The sequence below is a fragment of the Terriglobia bacterium genome, assembly GCA_020072645.1.
GTDB lineage: Bacteria > Acidobacteriota > Terriglobia > Terriglobales > Acidobacteriaceae > Angelobacter.
In genome coordinates, this window is the sequence record JAIQGK010000004.1 from 250,455 (window position 1) to 271,631 (window position 21,177).

The 21,177-nt window shown below is 55.5% G+C and carries 17 protein-coding genes; 8 read left to right on the forward strand and 9 right to left on the reverse strand.

The genetic code is table 11. The annotated features are described in order from the left end of the window. Positions 1–84: 84 nt before the first annotated feature. The 4 genes from LAO76_08080 to LAO76_08095 form a co-directional block, all read right to left on the reverse strand. Positions 85–2,325, reverse strand: coding sequence for a multicopper oxidase domain-containing protein (locus LAO76_08080; protein MBZ5490873.1), 2,241 nt, complete (start codon positions 2,323–2,325; stop codon positions 85–87). A gap of 142 nt (positions 2,326–2,467) precedes the next feature. Continuing rightward, positions 2,468–2,959, reverse strand: coding sequence for a hypothetical protein (locus LAO76_08085; GenBank protein ID MBZ5490874.1), 492 nt, complete (start codon positions 2,957–2,959; stop codon positions 2,468–2,470). 89 nt (positions 2,960–3,048) lie between these two features. Further along, on the reverse strand, positions 3,049–5,592 hold the full coding sequence (locus tag LAO76_08090; GenBank protein MBZ5490875.1) for a hypothetical protein: 2,544 nt from the start codon (positions 5,590–5,592) through the stop codon (positions 3,049–3,051). A gap of 294 nt (positions 5,593–5,886) precedes the next feature. Beyond that, positions 5,887–6,519 carry a response regulator transcription factor gene (locus tag LAO76_08095; protein ID MBZ5490876.1) on the reverse strand — a complete coding sequence of 211 codons (633 nt, stop codon included), beginning with the start codon at positions 6,517–6,519 and terminating at the stop codon, positions 5,887–5,889. A 491-nt stretch (positions 6,520–7,010) separates the two neighbouring features. On the opposite strand from LAO76_08095, the gene LAO76_08100 reads away from it, so the two are divergent. Together LAO76_08100 and LAO76_08105 are read left to right on the forward strand one after the other, a co-directional pair. After that, entirely contained in the window at positions 7,011–9,017 is a 2,007-nt protein-coding gene (locus tag LAO76_08100; protein ID MBZ5490877.1) for a PAS domain-containing sensor histidine kinase, read from the forward strand. 198 nt (positions 9,018–9,215) lie between these two features. After that, complete coding sequence (locus tag LAO76_08105; GenBank protein ID MBZ5490878.1) at positions 9,216–9,620, forward strand: response regulator transcription factor; 405 nt, start codon at positions 9,216–9,218, stop codon at positions 9,618–9,620. A 38-nt stretch (positions 9,621–9,658) separates the two neighbouring features. On the opposite strand, the gene LAO76_08110 is transcribed toward LAO76_08105, so the two are convergent. The 3 genes from LAO76_08110 to LAO76_08120 form a co-directional block, all read right to left on the reverse strand. Beyond that, complete coding sequence (locus tag LAO76_08110) at positions 9,659–11,119, reverse strand: CHAD domain-containing protein (protein ID MBZ5490879.1); 1,461 nt, start codon at positions 11,117–11,119, stop codon at positions 9,659–9,661. A 111-nt stretch (positions 11,120–11,230) separates the two neighbouring features. Then, positions 11,231–11,776 carry an NUDIX domain-containing protein gene (locus LAO76_08115; protein MBZ5490880.1) on the reverse strand — a complete coding sequence of 182 codons (546 nt, stop codon included), beginning with the start codon at positions 11,774–11,776 and terminating at the stop codon, positions 11,231–11,233. A gap of 407 nt (positions 11,777–12,183) precedes the next feature. Further along, complete coding sequence (locus LAO76_08120; protein ID MBZ5490881.1) at positions 12,184–12,873, reverse strand: outer membrane beta-barrel protein; 690 nt, start codon at positions 12,871–12,873, stop codon at positions 12,184–12,186. A 336-nt stretch (positions 12,874–13,209) separates the two neighbouring features. Between LAO76_08120 and LAO76_08125 the strand changes: the two genes are divergently transcribed. From LAO76_08125 to LAO76_08140, 4 genes are all read left to right on the forward strand, one after another. Next, the gene (locus LAO76_08125) at positions 13,210–13,983 is read left to right on the forward strand and encodes a hypothetical protein (protein MBZ5490882.1); all 774 of its coding nucleotides are present in this window, start codon (positions 13,210–13,212) and stop codon (positions 13,981–13,983) included. Positions 13,984–14,055: 72 nt separating this feature from the next. Next, complete coding sequence (locus LAO76_08130; protein ID MBZ5490883.1) at positions 14,056–14,574, forward strand: sulfopyruvate decarboxylase; 519 nt, start codon at positions 14,056–14,058, stop codon at positions 14,572–14,574. Then, entirely contained in the window at positions 14,574–15,173 is a 600-nt protein-coding gene (locus tag LAO76_08135) for a thiamine pyrophosphate-binding protein (protein ID MBZ5490884.1), read from the forward strand. The genes LAO76_08130 and LAO76_08135 overlap by 1 nt, the downstream gene beginning before the upstream one ends. A gap of 128 nt (positions 15,174–15,301) precedes the next feature. Beyond that, entirely contained in the window at positions 15,302–16,081 is a 780-nt protein-coding gene (locus LAO76_08140) for a cyclase family protein (protein MBZ5490885.1), read from the forward strand. Between the two features lie 177 nt (positions 16,082–16,258). On the opposite strand, the gene LAO76_08145 is transcribed toward LAO76_08140, so the two are convergent. Continuing rightward, entirely contained in the window at positions 16,259–19,339 is a 3,081-nt protein-coding gene (locus tag LAO76_08145; GenBank protein MBZ5490886.1) for a hypothetical protein, read from the reverse strand. A 2-nt stretch (positions 19,340–19,341) separates the two neighbouring features. Next, complete coding sequence (locus LAO76_08150) at positions 19,342–19,731, reverse strand: BlaI/MecI/CopY family transcriptional regulator (GenBank protein ID MBZ5490887.1); 390 nt, start codon at positions 19,729–19,731, stop codon at positions 19,342–19,344. Positions 19,732–19,932: 201 nt separating this feature from the next. Here LAO76_08150 and LAO76_08155 point away from each other — a divergent pair, with 201 nt between their 5' ends. Both LAO76_08155 and LAO76_08160 read left to right on the forward strand, forming a co-directional pair. Continuing rightward, positions 19,933–20,694, forward strand: coding sequence for an RNA methyltransferase (locus tag LAO76_08155; protein MBZ5490888.1), 762 nt, complete (start codon positions 19,933–19,935; stop codon positions 20,692–20,694). 85 nt (positions 20,695–20,779) lie between these two features. Further along, the gene (locus LAO76_08160) at positions 20,780–21,172 is read left to right on the forward strand and encodes a hypothetical protein (protein MBZ5490889.1); all 393 of its coding nucleotides are present in this window, start codon (positions 20,780–20,782) and stop codon (positions 21,170–21,172) included. Positions 21,173–21,177 lie beyond the last annotated feature (5 nt).

Here is a 21,177-nt window from a genome sequence, read left to right on the forward strand (position 1 = left end):
CGCTGCCAGTCACTTTTGTGCGGGAAGTGAAGGGCAACGCAGACGGTCTGCCGGATTTCCTGTTACGCCTTAGCCAGCGGCTCTTCAGGCCGTCGGAAGGATTTCATCCGGCGGTATGAAGGTGACACCCTGCGGCGTGCAGATGGGCGTCGGGAGCGGAGACAGGAACGGAGTTCCCAATCCCTTGGTCTCCCAGCGCAGCAGCATGGCGTTGTCCTCATGGACTGTGTTGTGGCAGTGCTCCATGAACATGCCGCCCCAATCGCGGAACTGCATGGTAATGGTTACGCTGCCGCTTGGACGCAGACGATATACGTCCTTGCGGCCCTTTTCCCACGCCGGCACGTTCGCAGCGCTGCCGTTGCGGGCCAGGACCTGGCCTTCTTCAAAGTGGATGTGAATGGGATGGTCCCATCCGCCGCCACCATTGCGCAGTTCCCAGACCTCGCGCGTGCCATATTGCGGCAACGCCGAGATGCGGCCGAAGCACGCATCCTGCGTGCTCCCCTGCTGGTCCGTTTTGATGCCCCAAGGGCCTGACTGCCCGCCAGCGCCGGTGAGGTAGCACGTATCCGGGTTGGACAGGTTCTGGTTTGCTCCGCTGTTGAACTCAAACACGCGAGTGCGCGACACTGGGATGTTCGAGAGGTCGGGGTTGGGAATCAAGACGTTGGGTACTACACTCTTGTCGGCAGTCTTTGGATTCCGCACAATACGGAACTCCAGGAACTTGCCGATGCAGGGATCGTTGGATTTGCCCGCGAGTGCGTCCGCAATGGACAGGTCCGCGGAAGGCTTCTTGCCGTCCTGGTGTTCGCAGAGGTTCACGAGCCAGAATTTGTCGCCGACTTTGGCCTTATTGGCGGTAAAGTCGATGACGATGTCGTACCTTTCGGCGATGCCCTGCTCATCCAGTTGGGTGAGCACCACAGGGTTTGGCAATAGATTGCCGTCGTTGGCGATCTGTGTGATCGGCACGGCGGTGCCGTTGGCATCTACGCAGCAGATTTTGAAGAACCGCGACACGCTGGCGTTCAGGATGCGGAAGCGGTACTTGCGGTGCTCCACTTCGAAATACGGCTTGTAAAACAGGTTCACGGTCATCGCATCGCCCAGGAAGCCGTCGAAGTCGAAGATGTCAAAGTACATTTGTCCGGTGGCGTCAAAGGCTTTGTCGGCCACCATCAGGTTCACGTCATACTCCAGGTTTCCGAAGTCCTTGAGGCTGCCGGAAGGCAAGCGCAGGTTCACGCCGTCATTGATCAACTCATTGCCGCGGTCCAGGCCGCTATAGATGTTGAACATGGCAGCATTGCCCTTGTACACGTTCTGTGAAGTGAAGCTGAACATGTGGTCATGGAACCAGTGCGTGCTCATGGTCTCGCGCCAGTCACCCGGGATATTGGTCAGGCCGCCGCTGCCGTCGGGAGTGCTGGCCCTGCGGTCAGTTGCGCCGGTGTTGATTGAGGTGAAGCCAGCCAGCTTGATCGGCCAGTGATAGTCATAGAACTGGTTGGGGAAGAAGAACGCGCCGGTAAAGCCGTCATTCTCCGCGCCGTGATGTCCGTTGTGCTCATGAGTGCTGATCGTATTGCGGCCAAAGCCGTTGTTCTGGGTGACATCCGCGGGCAGCCTGTTGAAATGACGGAAGAGGATCGGCTCGCTGTACTTGCCCAGGACCAGCTTGGGTGGAATGGTTCCGTTGAAAGTCCACACTGAGTTGACGTTCTGGACGGGCATAAGCGGGTGGAACTTCAATGGAATCGGGTTGGCTGGGTTGATGCCGGAATTGAAGTCGGACGTGACTTGAGGATTGTAAACAGTATTTGCTTTGGCACCTTCCTGCGTTGCAACGTAGGCAACTGCCGGGGGGAACTGGTTAAACGACTGGTGCGCCCAGGTGTCTCCCGGAGGACGACCTTCAATTGGGCCAGTTCCGCCACCTAATAGCGGGTCAACGGGCTGCTGTGTCTGGTTGGATGAAGCCTGCGCCAGTGGATTCAGCGCCGTGGGCGCGAGCCGCGGCAGAACATCAAAGCGCCCCATGGCCTGAGTGAAAGGCTGCGCGCCAAACAGCGGGCTGGGGTTTGCGCCAGTGGGAATGCTGCCATAGGCGCTGCTGACGAATGGGTTGAGGCCGTGGATTGGCGCTAAAAGGCCGCCGGTTGTGATGAGACCCCATTTTATGAGGTCGCGCCGGGTAACCTGCCCCTGAGAATGTGCTTTCACGATCTCTGCGCGGTTCCTGCGCGCGTTCTCTGCCTCTCGAACCCTGGCTTTGGACGCATTTTCCGGAAGGAAAAATCCATCTTCTCTATAATTCATGGTGGCTGCTCTCCGTCTTTTGCAGAGCTTGTCTGCTTGAATGTGCCGGCTGCGATTTCTCGCCGCCCGCCTGTGTCTTTCATCACCCACCCGGAAGGGATTGCCAAGTCTGTTTCTCATCAGCTCGGCTGGGGTTATTGGGTTAAATGCGTGTGCTGCCGGAAGCAGGTAAACCTGAAACGCGCTGGTTGCCGTTTTCAGATAATTGACTGTGAATCAGGACTTGGTGCTTGCTGCACTGGATACTGCTGAAAAATTCTTTGTTCGCGACAGGGCCCGATGTCGGCTGCCATTTTCGGCACATCTCCAATTTTCTAAACTTGGGGCTTCTTCCAGGAAAGTTAGCTTGGTTGAGACTCGGGCGTGAATCAACTTGAATTTCCCCGGAAGAAGAGCCTGCTGCAAATTCAAAAATCGAACCTGCAGAGTAGCTGCACATTACCAACGTGAGATTGTCGCTGTCTGTGACGGCGGTCACTGGATTAGAGTGATTTAATGATTTTGTCGCTCGACTATCCAGGCAGACGAAATCAATTTTCTCTTCGCGGAGCCGGCACGCGTTAGCATCGAACAAACTTGCATCTGCAGGGCGTGTGCTATGTGCGTTTTCCGGAATGAGAACTCTACGTTTCATCGGGAATCTCTCTCTGCGGGGTAGTTGTCAGCCTTGATGAATCAGGACTGCCGAGCCGTTTAGCTCGGCAATCCTGGTTAGGTGTTGGGTTATTGAATTTTGGTAAGTGCAAAGCCTCCGCTATCGCCATTCAGGTTGGACTTTACGTCCAGCGACTTGGTCGGACAGGGAGTCGTGTTACCAGCGGGATTGCCGCAGGCGGGCTCTGGTACTCCGTTCAGGGTGATGGTGTAAGCGCCCGCGCCGTTATTGGTAAAGAGATTGCCTGCTCCACCTGCTGCGGGATCTGGGTTATAGGTGGTCCCAGTAGTCGTCACATAGGACTGCAGGAACAAGTTCACGTTTGGACTGACCACTGAGGAATTCGCGGTAATGATCAGCCGCTTGTTGTTGACGCGGTATTGCGCCGACGTGGGCGTGATGAGATCGGGCAGCGGCGTGACTGTGACCGACGTGAATTCCGGCGCTGAAACCAGGTTGGCCGTATTTGTTGCCGTAATCGTGAGATTAACCACGGACGTAGTTACCTGGCCAAGAGGAAGTACAGGAGCGTTGAAAGTTATGGTTGCACTCGTTCCCGGCGGGTTCGGTCCCTGGGTCACGGTGAAGTTATTCAGGGCAGGCACGCCCGCCTGAGTGGCAGCAAAGAACAGCGGAACCGCAGCTGGTACATTGGGATCAGATCCGGTAACGGCCAAGTTGCCTGCCGCGCCAGAGAACAGTGTGAGCGGCGCTACATGGTTAACCGTGGGAGCGGATGCCCCATTCACGGCGACGATAGTGCCGGAGACGCCGGTTCCACCGCAGGTTGTAACTGTCAGCGTCAGGCCAACATTCGTTAATGTTCCGACTGTGGGCGCTGTGTAAACCGGATTCGCTATGTTTGGATTGGAGAAAGTTCCCGCTGCTGCGGTCCACAGGAACGTTACGGGTGTATCGGCAGTAACGGCGCTGCCGTTCAGAGTAATCGATCCACCAGAGGAATCAGTATAAGGTCCGCCGGTTACAGCCACGGGCGCCACGGTGCAGGGCGGTGGTGGTGGCGGAGTGCTGCTGGGCCATGGATCAAGTACTTTCACCAGCGTACCCGCTGAGGACGTATAGCCACCTGCCGCCAGGAATGGGATGCTGTTGAAGTTGTTTTCTACTACCGGTTTTCCCGGCAGGTTTTCCGGGAAGCGGTAGTCTGCCATGGGAGCGTGATACTGTCCGGCGATGATGCCATTGGCATACGTGGTTTGTGGTCCACCCGGTGTCCATGCGCCTTCCACTACCGCGCGCACTTCGCGCGTGGGTGGCAGGTAGCTGTTGCTTGGTGGAGGAGTGCAATCCTTGAAATTGGATGGGGTTGGCACGGTCAAACCGCAGGGTGGGCGATAGCGCCACCGTCCCGTAGCTGCGCCTATGGTGGGGCCGGGATCCACGCCGATGGTGCCCCAGTCGCGGTCGCTCGGGGCGCCGGTTGATGGATTCAGATCGATGCCGTACAAATGGACGACCCGGCTTGTATCAGTGCTGAAGCCTTCGAAGCGGGTCATGATCGCCGCTTCATTGGCGCCTATCACCGTCAATCCGCCAGTGCCGATAAAGGAAACGTCAATCGCCACATAAGCTGGACTGGTTCCCGCCCAGGTGTAAATGCCAACGTTGTTAACGATGGTATGTGCGGAAATATAAGTGTTTGCGATTCCAGGCCACGGGCCGGCGGTCGGGGTAGCGGGAGTGGCATCCTGCACCAGCGTTCCCGCGAACGTCACATAGTCGCCAACTTCAAACGGGGCTTGTATCGTGGGATCGGGTGGCACGCCAGGAAGCGTTACCGGATTGTTCATCGTGTAGAGCGTTAGAAAGACCGGTGGATTGCCGGCAACGGAGATGGGCCGCTGAGTCAGCGGACATAGTGGATCGTCCGGATTTCCTGGAATTTGTGGATCGGCCAGAACGCGGGGTATGCACATAGGAAAGCCTGAAACGCTTCTTACCGTTGGATTATCCTGGTCCACCATGAAGCGCTTGTCAGGGGTTACCGCACGGCCGTAACGGCCTGTACCGGTAAGGCCTACTGCTGGATCGTTGAGCCGAATACGAGTGCCGGCCGCGCAATTGCCGATGGCGCCACCGACACGAATTTCGCCCGTGGCGTAGTTAATGCAGTTGATGAACCCCTGGCCATTATTCAGGGCCTGTTGTGAAATCCAAATCAGTCCGGCAATGTAAACATCAGCGCCACCCGGGCCGCCTATTACGCGGTTGCCGACAATGCGCGCCTCATAAGTTGTGAGGGGCGCAGGAACGTCGGCCAGCGCCATGCCGGTTGCCACGCCTGTGTATGGAGCGGGGGCTTGTGCGAAAAGCTCCTGCCACGTCAGCGCATTTGCTGGCAGGATTACTATGGTTTCCGACGGTACCGTGACCACATGGCCATTAACGGTGATAACGCCGCCTTGGTGCGCGCCAGTTCCGGCGCCTGTTCCCGGTCCGCCCAGCGTAGCCGACTGGATGAACCCTGTAATGTCAAACTGCGACGATGATGGAACCGGTAACTGCGCGCCAGCGACACTTGCCATAACCAGAAGGCTGAAAAGCAGGACGGTGGCAAAACGGAAAGGTGTATTTCTTGTGTAACTTTTCATATCTCACTCCAGTCGACTCGTATCTTGGCCCGTTTGAAATTCACGTTTGTAAGCTGGCTCCAGGAATACCTTTTGCTGGCATTCACGCAGCTAGCTCATACGTGGCCGGAATACAGGACATCAAGACTTGAGCAGCATGGCTCACAGTTGAAATGCGGGCCATCCGGTGATGTTGGCATTTTGGGGTGGTTCAATCCCTGATTAAGGAGGGTCGAAGGGGTTGTTTCCTGAATTTTCAGGTTCTGACGGCGGTAATAAACAGTGGTTCAGTTGGGATAGAGATAGGCGGCGATCTTAAGATTCAATTAATCCGATTCGTATGGCGTAACGGACCAACCCCGCGGTGTCATGGATGTTGAGTTTATCCATCAGATTGGAACGGTGTGATTCAGCAGTCTTGACGCTGATTCCCAGCAGCGAAGCAATTTCCTTGGTGGTTTTTCCCTCCGCAACCAGTTGCAGCACCTGTCGCTCACGGTCACTGATGGGATTGCCCGGCACCGGCGCGTTCTGCAAAAACGCCTGGACAATCGTGCGGGAGATGCTCTGCGTCAAAAACATCTCGCCCCGGCAAACGGCGCGCAATGCCTGCACCAACTCGCTTGCGGCCTTTGTTTTAAGCACGTATCCGGTCACCCCTGCGCGCAAGCTCTCCAGAATCAGGTGATCTTCCGTATGCATGGTGAGCAGCACAACTTTGGTGCGCGGATTGGATTTCATGATCTCGCGCGCGGCGTCCACTCCGTTCAGCAGCGGCATGGACAAATCCAGGATCGCAACTTCTGGATGGTTCGCGTCACATAGCTTCAATGCATCGTGGCCATCAGAAGCCTCGCCAACCACTTGAAACCCTTCCCGCTCCAGGAGCACACGTAGCCCTTGACGGACTATCTCATGATCGTCAGCCAGCACCACTCGAACTGCCATCTACGCACACCTCTTATGCGACCGGAACGAACTAGATAAAAATGGGGTCTCCGCCTCGCTTTACACCTGGGATAAGCTGCTTTGCAGCTTACACCCAAGCGCAAGAATCCTCTCATCAAAACCTTTTAAATCTCTAGGCTTGACCACAACCAACCCTGCTGATTGAACGATTGGAATGAATGGTTTCAGCCGCGAATCAGCACAAAGTAGCGCCCAGCCACCGCTAATTAGGTTTGCTACACATTAGAATCTCTAATGTGTTTCTAATCACTTTCTAATACTTGAAGCGCCAAATCAGCGTTATATTAAGGGTATAGCTCTGGGGCGCGCAGCCTTTCGTTCCAAGTGTTCCTGGCTGCCTGAGAAACGAAAACATCAAGGCCTCAGACGACGGACGACTATCTCTTCCTCTCAATAGTCGAAACACTCAATCAATCACCCCCTTTGGAGGGAGCTGCTGCATGGGCCAGGATCGGAGTGCCACTGGGCCCGTGGCATCGAAATTAGTATTGGCCGTATTGTTCATCAGCCTGACCGGCACGCTTATCTGCTGGCGGCTGGCGGTAGGTAATGAGCGCGCCCATATTCAAAGGATGACTCATCTCGCCGCTTCTGCGGTCGCAGCCGATCTCCGCTCTGACATGGACGCACGGCTGCTGGGGCAGGTTCGGCTCGCGAAGATGTGGGAGTTCGATGAGCCCAACTACGATCAATGGATGGCTTTCGCCGGACTCTATGTTGAGCATCATCCCGGCTGCCTCGCCATTGAATGGCTTGATCCCAAATATCAGGAACGCTGGATCGTCAGATCCCCTGGAGAAACTTCTCCTCTCCCCGGCAACGGCACGCGTGAAAGTTTGCTGCAAAGCGCGTTGCGATCCAAAGAGCCGGCGCTCTCAAATTTGCTGAAGTCGCCCGGCGGCCGGAAGCAATGGCTCAATGTTGTGCCGATCTACCAAAAAGGACAGTTTCGGGGATTCGTCCTCGCATCTTTTGACGCCCAGCGTTCTCTCGACACTATGTTTGAGGACATCAAAGGCCTGAATTTTTCCGTCGCCATTGAAGAAAACGGCATGGAGGCGTTTCGTCTGGATGGCAGTACAACCAGGAACGAACAAGAATGGCCGCAAACCATCGATGTTCCTCTCCAGGGCCGGACATGGCGTTTGAAGGTCTGGTCCAAGCCGGAAGCAATGGGGGAAATGCGCTCCAACCTGCCAATGGTGACTTTGTTGGCTGGCCTGAGCGCCTGCCTGCTGCTGGTAGTGATTGCGCAAATGGTGGAAAAGCTAAGAGCGGAGATCGGGGAACGCAAGCGCTTTGAGGCTTCATTGCGTGCGTCGCAAGCCCGGTTCGCCGGCATTCTGGCGATCTCTGCTGAAGCCATCATCTCGGCTGATGCGGACATGCGCATCACGCTGTATAACCAGTCCGCCGAAAATATTTTTGGGTTTTCCGCCAGGGAGGCGTTGGGACAGCCCCTCGATATATTGATCCCCGGGCACTTCCACACGGCCCACGCGCGGCACGTGGCAGAATTTTCAGAATCGGCAAAGCAGAGCTTGCACATGTCAAAACGCCGGCGGGTGTTTGGTCTGAGAAAAGACGGAACAGAGTTTCCCATGACGGCTTCAGTGTCACGGCTCGACCTTGGCGAGGAAAAAATTTTCACCATCATTTGCAGCGACATAACCCAGGAGGTACGCGCCGCCGAGGAACTCCGCAAGGCGCATGACGAGTTGGAACTCCGTGTTCGAGAGAGGACCGCTGACCTGGAGCAAAGCAATCTGTTACTGCAAAACGAGATCATCGAGCGCAAGGAAGCCGAGCAACAGGTGGAGGACCTTTCCCGGCGCATGATGCGCGTCCAGGAAGAGGAACGCCGGAATCTGGCCCGTGAACTCCATGATGGCGCCACTCAGAACATGGTTGCACTCACACTGAATATGGCCCCTATTCTGGATTCGATTGATGTCGCTCCCGCCACCCGTTCCGTGATTGAAGAATGCATGCGGCTGATCGACGAAAGCACCAGCGAACTGCGCACAATTTCTTATCTACTGCACCCACCGCTTCTTGAGGAACTGGGCTTGAGCCGGACTCTCCGCGGTTATGTGGAGGGCTTCAGTAGACGCAGTGGTGTGGCCGTCTCCCTGACCACACAGGGTGAATTGGACAGGCTGGGCTTTGACGTGGAGTTGGCGGTCTTTCGCATTGTGCAGGAGTCGCTCTCCAACGTCCATCGCCACTCCCATAGCTCAACCGCCAATATCCTGCTGATTCGCCAAGGCTCGTCTTTGAATCTGGAGATCGCAGACCAGGGCAGGGGAATGCCGCCGGGCAAGGACAAAGCGGGGGTTGGCATTGGCAGCATACGGGAGCGTGTACGCCTCTTGAAAGGCACCGTGAATATCAGCTCTGATGCCTCGGGTACTATCATCTCAATCAGCCTGCCCGTGCCCGAGGACCAAGCAGCTTCTTCCGGCGCGGTTGCCTAGTTAGGGTCTTCCGGAGTTTCCTTTTTCAAAATCAGGAATCTACCTGATGCGCCCGCTTCAATTTTCCACTAGAAGTGGAGTGCGACATTAGAAATTCTAAAGTTTCGCGCTCCTACACGCCACGGGCAGTGTATCGACACGCATGACTTTATCGTCCCATGCAGGGCGGACTGTACGGGATGCTGACTGGAGCCAAAGATGACAGCTGATGTCAGTCACATTCGCACCATGATAGTGGACGATTCGCCCAGGTTCATTCGTACCGTATGCTGTTTTCTCGCGCAGTGTAAGGCAGTTGAAGTGGTTGCCACCGCGAATGGCGCCAGCGAGGCGCTCCGGGCTGTAGAAAGGCTAAGGCCTGACCTCGTTCTGATGGATTTCCATATGCCATTGGTGAACGGTCTTAAAGCCATGGAACTGATTCGCCGCCGTTCTCCGTCAACGCGTGTTGTTATTATCACCGGATATGACTCGGCAGAGCTGCGCGAAGCATCGCTGGAAAGCGGCGCTCTGGCTTTCATCCCCAAGTTGTATGTAAGCCGGGAACTGCCGCATCTGCTTGCTGAAATTGCTGCCAGCTTGGCTGCCAACCAAGTTCACTGAAATCAAGGCTGTTTCAATGCTGAAGAAAGGCTGCGGTTCTAGGGGCGAGATCTCCTCGCAGCAGCGCGATTCGGCATGGGACACACCAGTACAGGAAGGCCGCAGATCATTTCCAATAAGTGACGGCCTGCGGCAATCTTTTCTGCCAGCATGTTGTCCTGGCGCAGCCCTTGGGCCTGTATCAAGATATAGTTTGCGTGGTGACTCACTTTAATGCGCTTGATCTGGCCATCACGCTCGTCGTCCAAAGCATTGGCCAGGCGCAGAATCCCGGCCAGCAGCATGATGATCTTCCGCTGTGCGGTGGGGATATCCCGCAACCGTGCGGCTTGAGGAAGGGCGCCGCGATGATAGCGTGCTACGCTGGCCATGGTCATCACTTCCAGTCGCGTCCATCCCACGATGCGATCAAGACTACTGACCATCTGCTGAGTGCTTTTGTGATGATTCTTTTCGCCGGCAAACCTGCCAACTTCATGCACCATGGCGGCGGCTTTCAGCAGCTCGCGTGAATTTTTGTCGGCGCCCTTCAACAGCCCCAGGTGCGCCAGGCTGTCATGAATTTGAATGGCGAACCGGGTAACGCGGCGGTTATGCTGCAAATCGCTATCCATGAAAGAGGACCAGGCTTGCAGCCTTTTAAGCGACGCCTCTCGCGCAGCTTTCCCTTGAGGCAGCGCGGACCGCCAAACGCGCCACAAGGAGCTTTCTCCAACCATAACCTCGGAATAAAGATTGGCTCGTTGCAGGCGCTCCGCCGCCACAGCTTCTTCCCATCGTTGCAGCGCCGCAGGCGCGGCGGAAGCGCATACTGACAAGACCGTCTCGCGTACTACATCCAGATCATGGATTTCACCCAGCAGGTCCTGGATGTGTTTAAGCCCGGCTTTCCATTCGTGGTGCAGCTGTGGCAAAAAGTTTTCCACCACGTAACGAAACTTCTTTAGTCCGATACGCAGCTTATGAAACGCTATGTCATTGCCCGACTTCAGCGCAGCAGCTTCCAATCTTCGCGCAGCAATCAATTTCTCCAGGGCAAGCACCTGAAACACGTGCGATCCCAGCGGCAGGCGTCGAGCACGCTGGCCCAGTTGGCGAGTCCAACTCTGCCATTGTTTTCGATCAAAGACATCAATCGCGGATTTAGCCTGTTCTTGTAAAGATGCTTCCTGCCTGCGCAGATGGTCTAGAAGTTGTCGTGTGATCGGATCGTCAGCCTGGCCGAGCTTCTGTGTCCATTCCGTAATGACGTGGCAGTCACGCAACGCACCCAGGTTGTCAAATAGCGCCGTAGCCTGCCGGCGCATCCTCTTCCAGTCTTTGTGCGGGTCGATGGCGCGGAACCCGTCTGCCATGGAACGGCATCTGCGGAGAGCAACGCGAAGATCGTGGACTGCTTCGCTATCGAAGCCGTCTGCAGCTTTGTCCGCTTCCTTTGGGACCTGGTTCATCCAATGGACCAGGCCAGAGTCTTTGCGAATTGGACGTTTGGCAGTCACAGCAAAGCTCTTTATCGCACAACATTAGGTTAACAGTTTGGCTTTGCTCTGCGCCAACAGATATCCGGACCAGGCACCGGAAAGAGCAGGTCAGGAAGCGCGGCAAGTTGCTTATCGCGCGGAAGCCAGCCGTCTCCGTCCCTGTATGCGAACCAGAAATTCGGTCTGCTTTCTGCTTTTCACCGTGAGTTGGTCTAGCGCACCGTCAATCATTCTCGCGATTTGCTTCGAGTACGGCGAGGGGCGACCTTCTGCAAGGCGCTTTCTGGCCTGGTGAGCGGAAAACCAGGTTGGATTGCGATCGCTTTCCTGCGGATCCTCCGTGCTGTGGACCTCCAGAAGGAATGCTGCGATGCGAACTTCCCGCGTGAGGGAATCGTGCCCTAGTGTGCGCTTGGTGTCCAGATAATGTCCGAAATGACTGTTTTCAATCCTGCCTTTAACGCCCGCTTCCTCCCAGGCCTCGCGCGAGGCGCTTTCACTGGGTGACAGGCTGGGACACAGCCGGCCTTTGGGAAAAGTCCATTTGCCTGAGCTGGTATTTACGAGCAGGAATTCCACAGATGGGCCGTTCAGCCGATAACACACGGCTGCCACTTGCACCGGCAGCTCCGTACCCATCGCAAGCCGCGCCAAACCAGCAAAAAATTGCGCCACTAAGCCCTCCTTGATGCGGCGGTGCGGCGGCCTCTAAACAGGGCTGCACAACGTCCGCTGCAGTCACCTTATGGTAATAGGATGGCGCAAATCAATAACTTTGGTAATACTCCCTGCACTTTTCACCAGAGTTTAACCTTCTGTACACAAATTGAGGCTTGCAAAGGGCACCAACGCGAATCTTCTTTGATCGGGAGGTTGGACCGGCGGAACAGGCAGGGGAAGTGTTTGAGGGGGCATAATTCTCTCGCTGGCAGAAGAGGTAGGAAGCCAAGGTCAAAACGGCTGCTCCCAACTTAGATCGTCTCTCATCGGGCGCCACACATACCTTGTGGAGTTTCTGCCATCGTGCTTCTGCTATCCAATTTTCCGTCAAGCCCGAAGATTTACGCAGCATCGTCCCGTGATCAGAAGCGAACTCCTGTTGTGACAGGAATGACACGAGTAATGAATGTGCTGCTGGGTATGTAGTGATAACGTGCCTCGAAGTATAAGCGGTATCGTGGGGTGTCACCGACCTTAATGGTGAAGCCAACTCCGGCATTGCCGCCAAAAACCGCGTCAGAAAAACCCGTATGGGTTGTTGCCACCACCACGGTCCCGGATGAACAGGTAAAACCCCACCATGTCCAGGCGGAAGTACACGTGGTTCCGGCAGGCGGAGTAACGGTTTTGCTGAAGCTTGCGTTACGGTAATAAACCCCTCCGCCGGCGATCAGATAAGCCCCAACCCGCTTGCCGCGCGCTTCCAGTTTGTAGTTGCCGGTGAGCGAAAAAAGATTGCTGTGGCCATTTAAATCCGTGGATTGCAGAGCTGTCCGCAACGGTCCCAGGGCGGCATCCGTGGGATACAGCCAGTTCCACATGAATTCGCCAACAAATGCGTTATAACGATTGAAGTTATATCCAGCGCCAGCAACTACGCCAGTGCCGAACGTGACAAACTCAGAGGTGCTGCCTGCAGGTACCGTGACGGGGAAGCCAAGGTTCGTGTTGAGTTTGCTGTTCTCATCATATTCATGCTGGCCAAACAAAGGCGTGGTGCATAAGAAAGTTATTAGACTGGCTGCCAGCAACAACCTGTAGGAGCTGCGCATAAACCTTAACCCTCCACGTTTTCCTGTCGCCGCGATCCCGATTTTCCTGGTTTTTGCAGAAGCCGCCAATCTAGTGCACATCAACACTGCTTTGCTGTGATATAGGTCACTGCTCTAGCGCAGTCTCTGCTTGCCTTTACCGGTGTAATCGGAAGTTATATCGGGAAAGCAATTCTGCTGGAGTGCGAGAATTTAGCGAGATCAACAGTACTGGGTTGAGATCGATGAAATCTTTTTGCACGGTCTCGATTCGGTGGACGTATTGGGATGTGCGCCATCTATCCCACAAGCAAGCGTGCATGCAGTATGCAGTTGCGTGATATACCATTGGAACTGATGACAAAGAGATTGCTGCTCGCAGGCGCATTGTGGTGCGTGATCATTAACAGCTTTTCGCAACGGGTGTGCGGGCAGGGAACTCAGCCTCAATCGTCGAACTCTCAACAGGCACCGCAGGCAGCGGATCAAGACAGTCATCCAAAATCCGCTCCTCTGCCTCCATCGGATGCAAAAAAGGGAACTGCTTCCAGCGCGACCACCAATCAGAGCAGCACCGTAGGGGATCCAGCATCTTTCAGGCCGCTCAATGTAAAAGACAAGCTGCGTTACTTCGCCGTCGAGTCATTTCGGCCGGGTATTTATCCGGTGGCTGCGTTTTACGACGGATTAACCATGGCGAATCCGCCAAAGGCTTATCCGCCGGAATGGCGACAGGGTTTCCCCGGCTTTGCCCGCAACTATGGCGACTTTATGGCAAGCTGGGCGTCTGTGCAGGGTGGAAAATTTGTGGCTGCGTCAATTCTGCATGAAGACCCGCGATATTTTATCTCGACAAACAAGAATTTTTTTGCGCGAGTCGCCAATGCGGTCCGCTATGCTGTGATTGATCGCAGTGACTCCGGGCATCCACGGCTGGCTGTGGCGAATGTGGCTGGCGCGTTTGCCGGCGGCTTTGTCGGCAATGCCTATTTGCCGGATCCGTATGCTAACGCTTCGCACGGATTCACCCGCAGCGCGCTCGCATTGACCGGTTTTGTCACCAGCAATCTGGCCGACGAGTTTCACCCGGAAATTCACAGACTTGCCAGAAAATTCCATCTGCCGTTTTAGCAGTTAGGTAGCTCTGCTGATCTCCGATCTTCCCGAATGCTTCCACTTCCTGTTAAGCTACTTCCTTCCTGAATGCCGGTCTCTCTCGCCAACTCCGGAGTGGTTTACGACGCGCTGAAGAAATGCGGCATCGGCCTTGTCTCTGCTCTGCCTGAGACGTGGCTGGTGCACCTGATTCGCATGGCTGAAGACGATCCCAAAATGATCCTGGTACGTCTTGCCAAGGAAGAAGAAGGCGTGGGAATTTCCGCGGGCGCACACTTTGCGGGCGTGAAGTCCGCCATGCTGATGCAGAACCACGGCTTCCTTGCCAGCATTAACGGAATTGTTTCTTTCGCGCAGCTCTACCGCATTCCGTTGCTGATGCTCATCAGCTATCGCGGCCACTTTGGCGAGCGCGATCCCTGGCAGACGCAGGGCGGCGGTGTGACGGAGCCTCTGCTGCGTGCATTGGGCATTCCATATTCATTTTTAGATGATCCCGCAAAAGTAGAAAAGCGCATTGCTGAAGCCCAGACTTGGGCCTATGCCAGTTTGCATCCCGCTGCGTTGCTGCTCACGCGTGAACTCATGTGGGAGGAGCCCGCATGATGCAGCGCCTTGAATGCCTGCGCGCGATCTATGACCAACTGGAAAACTGTTTGGTTGTTACCATCATGGGCGCTGTCGCATGTGAGCTGCAGTCGCTGGGTCACAAGCCGAACTTTTTCTACCTGCAACATGCCATGGGACTTGGATCGTCCACCGGCTTGGGCCTTGCGCTCTGTCTTCCTCAACAGAAAGTCGTGGTCTTTGATGGCGATGGCTCCATCCTGATGAACCTTGGCGGATACACGACGCTGGCGCGTTATCGCCCCAGGAATCTGGTGCATGTTGTTTTTGACAATGAGAGCCTGCTCTCTGTCGGCGGCTTTCCCACCGCTACTTCTACCGGCAGCGACCTTGAAGGCGTGGCTCGCGCATCCGGCATCGCGCGCACCAAGACCGTTAGCACAATCGAAGAGTTCAAGCATGCTTTTGACGAAGCGTTAAGAACCAATGATCTTACTTCCATGGTGGCAAAAGTCGAGGCGGTGGGGCCAAAAGGATACGTGACGGAATTGGCGTTGCTGGAAAACCGGTTTCAGTTCAAGCGGTATATCGAGAAGCTCACCACGGAGGCACGGAGACACGGAGAAAGCAAAAGCTAACGAATTGCTCATCGCTCCTAATTGACCAGACGCGAAATGTTTTTATTTTGCTCTTCAGTTTTCAAAAAGCTATTCTCTGTGTCTCCGTGCCTCCGTGGTGGATTTTAGTTTTGCAAGAGGAGTCACATATGGCAAACGTCCTTGCTGAACTCGTTACCCAACTCAACAGCGGCGCTCTGCGTGTGGTTGATCTCACTCAGCCGCTTAGTCCGCAGACGCCGCTGCTGCCGCTGCCGTCGCAATGGCCGAATACGCCGGCATTCAAGATATGGGAGCTTTCGCATTATGACGATCGCGGTCCCGCCTGGTATTGGAACGGATTTGAAACCGGCGAACATACGGGAACGCATTTTGACGCTCCCATCCACTGGGTGAGCGGCAAAGACCTGCCGGAAAACAGCGTGGATACGATAAATCCTAAAAAGTTTGTTGGCCCGGCCTGCGTGATTGACGTGACTGCCGACGTAAAGAGCAATCCTGACTTTCTGCTAACGGTGGAACGCGTGCAGCAATGGGAAAGAAAATATGGGCGTATTCCGTCCGGCGCGTGGATGCTGCTGCGCACCGACTGGTCCGCTCGCACTGACCCCAAGCAATACATCAACCTGCAGGATGACGGCCCCCACACTCCCGGATTTGTGAAAGAATGCTCAGACTTTCTGGCCAAAGAGCGAGACGTTCTGGGCGTGGGCGTTGAGACGGTCGGAACGGACGCTGGCCGCGCCGCGACATTCGATCCACCGTTTCCTAATCATTACGTGATGCACGGTAGTGGCAAATTTGGGCTGGCCGGGTTGTGCAACCTTGATCAATTGCCGCCAACCGGAGCAGTCGTGATTGCTGCGCCGCTGAAGATTGTGAATGGATCGGGCAGTCCGTTAAGGGCGATTGCGATCGTTAGCAGCTAGCAATTTAGCAAATAGCAATTGGCTTAGGCTCTTAAGATCGTGGCATCCGCGTATTCCCGACAGAAATCCATTTTGCTTTCAAAAATGAATATTGCGGGGACACGAACTGCCACTTCACCAGGACAAAGGCTAATTGCTAATTGCCAATTGCCAATTGCCAATTACTAATTGCTGGACCTACAGCGTCGCCCTCTTCACCACAGCAGCCAGCGCGCGATTGCGTTCGAATTCGCCCTGGATGGAGTTCGCAGCTTTGATGTAGCTTTCGCGCAAGGCACCATCCAATGAATAGGAGTGCGCCACCGTTGAGAGTACACGCGCCTTCTCATAGTCAGACGTGATACGGCCGACTGCATTGAGGACTTTGCCAACTGAATCGTTGTTCAGCTTGTTGTGTTCCATCAGCGCGATCAGGCAGCGCGAGCGCTCATAATCGCTCGACATGGAGTCCGTTACGCCAAGATAGATATTCATCTGGCTTTCATCAAATTTGTTGGCCTTGAGCAGCGTGGTGAGCACACGCGACTTCTCATAGTCATTTCCGGCTTTTGCCATGTTCTGCATGGCTTTAGTCATGGACGCGCTGCTCAAGCTGTTGTTCTGCATCAATTCCAGCAGGCTGCGCGAACGCTCATAGTCAGATTTCATGGAATCGACCACTTTCAGGTAGTTCGCCATTTGCGCTTCATCAAATTTGCCCTGTTTCGCCAGCCCCAGCAGCAGGCGTGACTTCTCATAGTCAGAGCCAATACTGGTAGTTGCGTCCATGATTCGGTTGGTCTGGTCCGCAGTCAATTTGTATTTCTGCATTGGAGCCAGAAGGTCGCGCGATTTTTCATAGTCGGAATGAATAGACGATACGAGCTTCAGGTAGAAATCGAGCTGCGATTGATCAAAGGCCTTCTGGTCGAGCAGCGACAGCAGAATGCGCGACTTTTCGTAATCACTCTTGATGCTGCCGGCTGAGTTCAGCGCCATGCTGACGTTTTCCTTCGAAATGTTGGGCCGGTGCAGTAGTTCAATCAACACACGTGAATGCTCATAGTCACTCTTGAGGTGGTTGGCCGCGGTAAGGAAGGCCGTGCGTGAAGCTTCGTCAGGCAGGTCATATTGCTTGCTCACCGTCATCAAAACGCGGGCCATTTCGTAATCCGAACTGATCTGTTCGCCAGCCTGCTTGATCACGCGCTGCACCACCGGTGAAGGCAGCTTGGGTTGCTCCAGAAGCTTGCGGAAGTAGATGCCACGAACGTAGTCAGATTGCAGATTGCTGATTTCGTCCAGCACAGCGTTTGGCCCGCCCTTGGCCAGCAGTGCGGGGACGCGCGCATCGGCGGCAAAGCCGGTGCTGCGTTCCAATGCCAGAAGGAATTGTGCGAACCAGGTCTTGGCTTCACCTTCAAACGGTTGCTGCTTGCCATTGACCTTGTAAACATATTGCAGGCCATTGGCGGATGGCGTGACTTTTACCTGCTTCAGCGTGTCATCCTGGCGCAGATTTACTTCAAACAGGCCGCCGGGAGAAATGCTCTGAATGTCTGTGGCTTCCGCATTGAATTTCACTTCGCCTTCAGCGTGAAGATCAAGACTGCAGTTGCCGCCGGACCAATTGGCTGTCCAATGCTTATAGCCGTTGTTAGACTCCATGCTCATGTTGTGGAGCTTGGCGCGCGTTCCGCAAACACTGATATCTCCGCCCGGAACTGCAGGCACGGCTGGTACGGCTGGCACTGCCGGAACACCGGGGACTGCGGGAACAGCAGGTGCAGGGGCCGCCGGTGCACTACCGCTTTGGTACGCAGGCAATGCAGGCGGCTCCGGTGCTTCAGGAGCTTCGGCGGCCTCGGGCGCTTCAGGGGCCTCAGGAGCTTCAGGAGCCTCGGCTATTTCAGCTGGTTCAGCGGGCTCGGAATCGCTGCCAAAAGAAGGCCTGGCTTCCGGCGCTTGTGATCCGTTGCCCGGCGTGGCTGCGGAGGGATAGTTCGCTCGGGGTGCGCTGGCTGGAGTCGTGGCAGGACTCGGCTTGGCTTTGCCATTCTTGGCGGAAGGCGTAGTGCTTTGCGATGCAGGCCGCATGGCCGAAAGAGGCAATACAATGCAAAGCGTCAATATACCCAGAGCTAGAGCGGCCCTGCGGGAAACTGATCCACGCGGCAAAGCCGGATTGAGAACCGCTAGAACGCGCCCTTCCAATTGTGATTTGCGTGCCATGGCCAGCGCCGCTGCCAGTTCAGGTTCGCGCAATCCGGAAACAATATCCAGCAACTCATGTGCGTAGTCTGAGGCTTTGGTCCCCGCCGCGAGCACATGATCGTCACAGGCGCGTTCGCGCTCCGCGCGCATCGCGCGCACCATGAGCCACACCAGTGGATGGAACCAATACAACGATGCTGCCAGATTCGCCAGCGCCTGCGTGAATGCGTCCAGCCGTTTGATGTGCGCCAGTTCGTGGTTGAGAATGGCGGAGCGCCGCGTCGGAGACCACTCCGGGTAATCGAGCGAGAGCACGATGCGTGGGAACAGGATACCCGTGGTTATCGGCACTTCAATTTCGCCGCTTACCAGCAAAGCAACGTGGCGATCAATTCTCAGTTCAGCGCAAACCGCGCGTACCTGCGCGTTCCAGCCTGAATCAGTAAGCACCGCAGCGCGACGTACCAGAGCTGCCAGACGCATGGCGTTCAAACGCCAACGTGCCAGGAAAAACAAGGCACCGGCGATCCACAGGCCAAGGAGCAGCCTGGGCAGAAAAGAGGGGATAGACTCTGTTATGGATGTGGCGGGCCGAGTTTTCTCAAATGAACCTGTACTCGCGGATGTCGGGAAATTGGAAACGGCCATCGTGTCGGCAGAGGCGGTTCGTTTTGGCTGGTGTCCTGCACGGTGAGACTCAGGGTTGACTCGCGAACGGACAGCCGCAGTAGGCGAAGGTGTCGATGCGAGTGGCTCTGCAACCGCTGCCGGAGCATTGTGTTCCGTCATCGGTGAAGTCGGGATAACGGGCTGCTGGCCAGAGAGATTTTGCGTCGAAGGCCGTCTGTTGGGATATTGAGGCAGCCCCTTTATATGCCATGTGGGCACCACCATCACGGAGAAGGGAAGCAGTAGCAGAGCGGCCAGCGCAAACGTCCGCACCATGTGCTGCGTCGCGGCAGAGCGTTTTTTCAGGATCAGTGCCGCGCACCAGGCAATCGCCAGCAGGAGCGTTGACTTCACCACTGTATCCAAAATGATTGCGGATGATGAAAGAGAGTGCATGCTTATCGTCCCTCCTGCTGCGCCTTTTTGATTAACTGAGAAAGGTATTGTTTGTCCTTGGTGGAAAGCGTGCTGTCAGACATTTCCAGCAGCGCGGCCACGGCCTGCTCAGGAGAGCCGCCAAAAAATGTTTTCACCATGTGCTTCAGAGCGTTGGCGCGGACCTGGCGCGTATCGTCGGCGGGCAGGTAGACATACTTCAGTCCTTCCTGCTCATGCCGCAGGTATCCTTTATCTTCCAGCAGGCCCAGCATGCCGCGCACGGCGGAATAGCTGGGTGGATCCGTCAGGTCGGCCAGGACTTCAGTCACTGATGCGCGACCCCGCCGGTAGATCACGTCCATAATCTGGCGTTCGCGCCGCCCAAGTTGAAGATGTTTCTCGTTGCTCATGGTTCTCCTGATTCGAATGCCGCTTCGCATGTGCTAGTGCACTAGCACATGCTAATACATTAGCAGGAGTTGTCAAGAGGCAAAACGGATATAGACGAAGTCACAAGCGCCTGGTTGTGGGACAAGATGACCGTACTTCGGGACGACTAGCTCGAAGCAGCCGGAGAGACAAGCTGCCGATCCAGTTAAAATGAGTCCGTCTTGCCAACTTCTCTTGATTTCGACCGCCTCTGCGTGGTGCTAGTCTCCACGCGCAATCCCCTTAATATCGGGGCTGCGGCGCGGGCCATGAGCAACCTGGGTTTTCTGCGCTTGCGCGTAGTGAATCCCTACGAAGCCTCGTTTAGAGAAGCCCGCTCCGCTGTGGGAGCAGCGCCGCTGCTGGCAAAAGCGGAACAATACTCGAACGTGGCGGAAGCGGTGGCTGACTGTTCGCTGGTGATCGGAACCACAGCGGCGGGAAATCGCGAACTGCACCATCCGCTACGGCTGCTGCAAGAGGCTGCGCCGGTGATTCGCAAGAGGCTCCGAGCAGGAGGCCGCGTGGCGTTGTTGTTCGGATCGGAAAAGCGCGGGCTGTCCAATGACGATTTCAGCCATTGCCACTGGCTGTTGCATATCCCCACGCGTGAAGAGCATACGTCGATGAATCTTGGGCAGGCGGTAGCGGTGTGTCTTTACGAACTGGCACGCAGTTCTAAGACCGGGAAGTACCCTGACAAGAAACCAATATTCAAGACAGAGAAGCTCAAGGTCGCGACGGCGGCCGAACTCGAACGCATTACGGCAGCGCTGATTGAAGCGCTACGAGCCAGCGGCTACCTGGGCGAGCGCTCCGTTGCGGCGAAGGAAGAAAAAATCCGCCGGATGGTCCGACGCCTGGAACTCTCTTCAGCCGATGCCGAACTCTGGCTGGGCATGCTGCGCCAGATGCTCTGGAAGATGAAGCCGCCCGGGCGATAGAAGGTAGACCTCCTAATCTATACAAAATTGTGTTGGGGCCGGGCGCAGCATGAGATAACATGAGGCCTTCAATATTGAATTATCTATGAGGCTTCCCCCAACCACGTCCGAGTTGCTTGCTCTGCAGGAAGCAACGAATGCTGAATTGCGCGTGCGTCTCAGTGGGGTTTTCCAGCGTTATCGCAAGCTGGCATTCATCGGTCGGAACGACAATCTCTTTACCGAACACTGGACACCCGAAGTTGCCGCAGCCGGCTATGACTTTGATGGATTTGAAATCAAGGCTGCAAATATTGTTTTGCACGGCGTTGAGAATGCCTGCGGTTTTATTTACCGCATCAACATCACCCTGCCACTGGAAATAATTGACGACGCGAATGCCATTGAAGCTTATTTCCAGCGCCAAATAGACGAGAGCAAGGCTGAAGCAGAACTTACCACAGCAACGTCTGAACCCGCCAATCCTACAGCTCTCTAATTAGC

Bases quoted from the DNA above. Each gene is read 5' to 3' on its own strand.
- LAO76_08080 (MBZ5490873.1), bottom strand. From the start codon at position 2,325: ATGAATTATAGAGAAGATGGATTTTTCCTTCCGGAAAATGCGTCCAAA.
- LAO76_08085 (MBZ5490874.1), bottom strand. From the start codon at position 2,959: ATGAAACGTAGAGTTCTCATTCCGGAAAACGCACATAGCACACGCCCT.
- LAO76_08090 (MBZ5490875.1), bottom strand. From the start codon at position 5,592: ATGAAAAGTTACACAAGAAATACACCTTTCCGTTTTGCCACCGTCCTG.
- LAO76_08095 (MBZ5490876.1), bottom strand. From the start codon at position 6,519: ATGGCAGTTCGAGTGGTGCTGGCTGACGATCATGAGATAGTCCGTCAA.
- LAO76_08105 (MBZ5490878.1), top strand. From the start codon at position 9,216: ATGACAGCTGATGTCAGTCACATTCGCACCATGATAGTGGACGATTCG.
- LAO76_08120 (MBZ5490881.1), bottom strand. From the start codon at position 12,873: ATGCGCAGCTCCTACAGGTTGTTGCTGGCAGCCAGTCTAATAACTTTC.
- LAO76_08125 (MBZ5490882.1), top strand. From the start codon at position 13,210: ATGACAAAGAGATTGCTGCTCGCAGGCGCATTGTGGTGCGTGATCATT.
- LAO76_08130 (MBZ5490883.1), top strand. From the start codon at position 14,056: ATGCCGGTCTCTCTCGCCAACTCCGGAGTGGTTTACGACGCGCTGAAG.
- LAO76_08135 (MBZ5490884.1), top strand. From the start codon at position 14,574: ATGCAGCGCCTTGAATGCCTGCGCGCGATCTATGACCAACTGGAAAAC.
- LAO76_08140 (MBZ5490885.1), top strand. From the start codon at position 15,302: ATGGCAAACGTCCTTGCTGAACTCGTTACCCAACTCAACAGCGGCGCT.
- LAO76_08145 (MBZ5490886.1), bottom strand. From the start codon at position 19,339: ATGCACTCTCTTTCATCATCCGCAATCATTTTGGATACAGTGGTGAAG.
- LAO76_08150 (MBZ5490887.1), bottom strand. From the start codon at position 19,731: ATGAGCAACGAGAAACATCTTCAACTTGGGCGGCGCGAACGCCAGATT.
- LAO76_08160 (MBZ5490889.1), top strand. From the start codon at position 20,780: ATGAGGCTTCCCCCAACCACGTCCGAGTTGCTTGCTCTGCAGGAAGCA.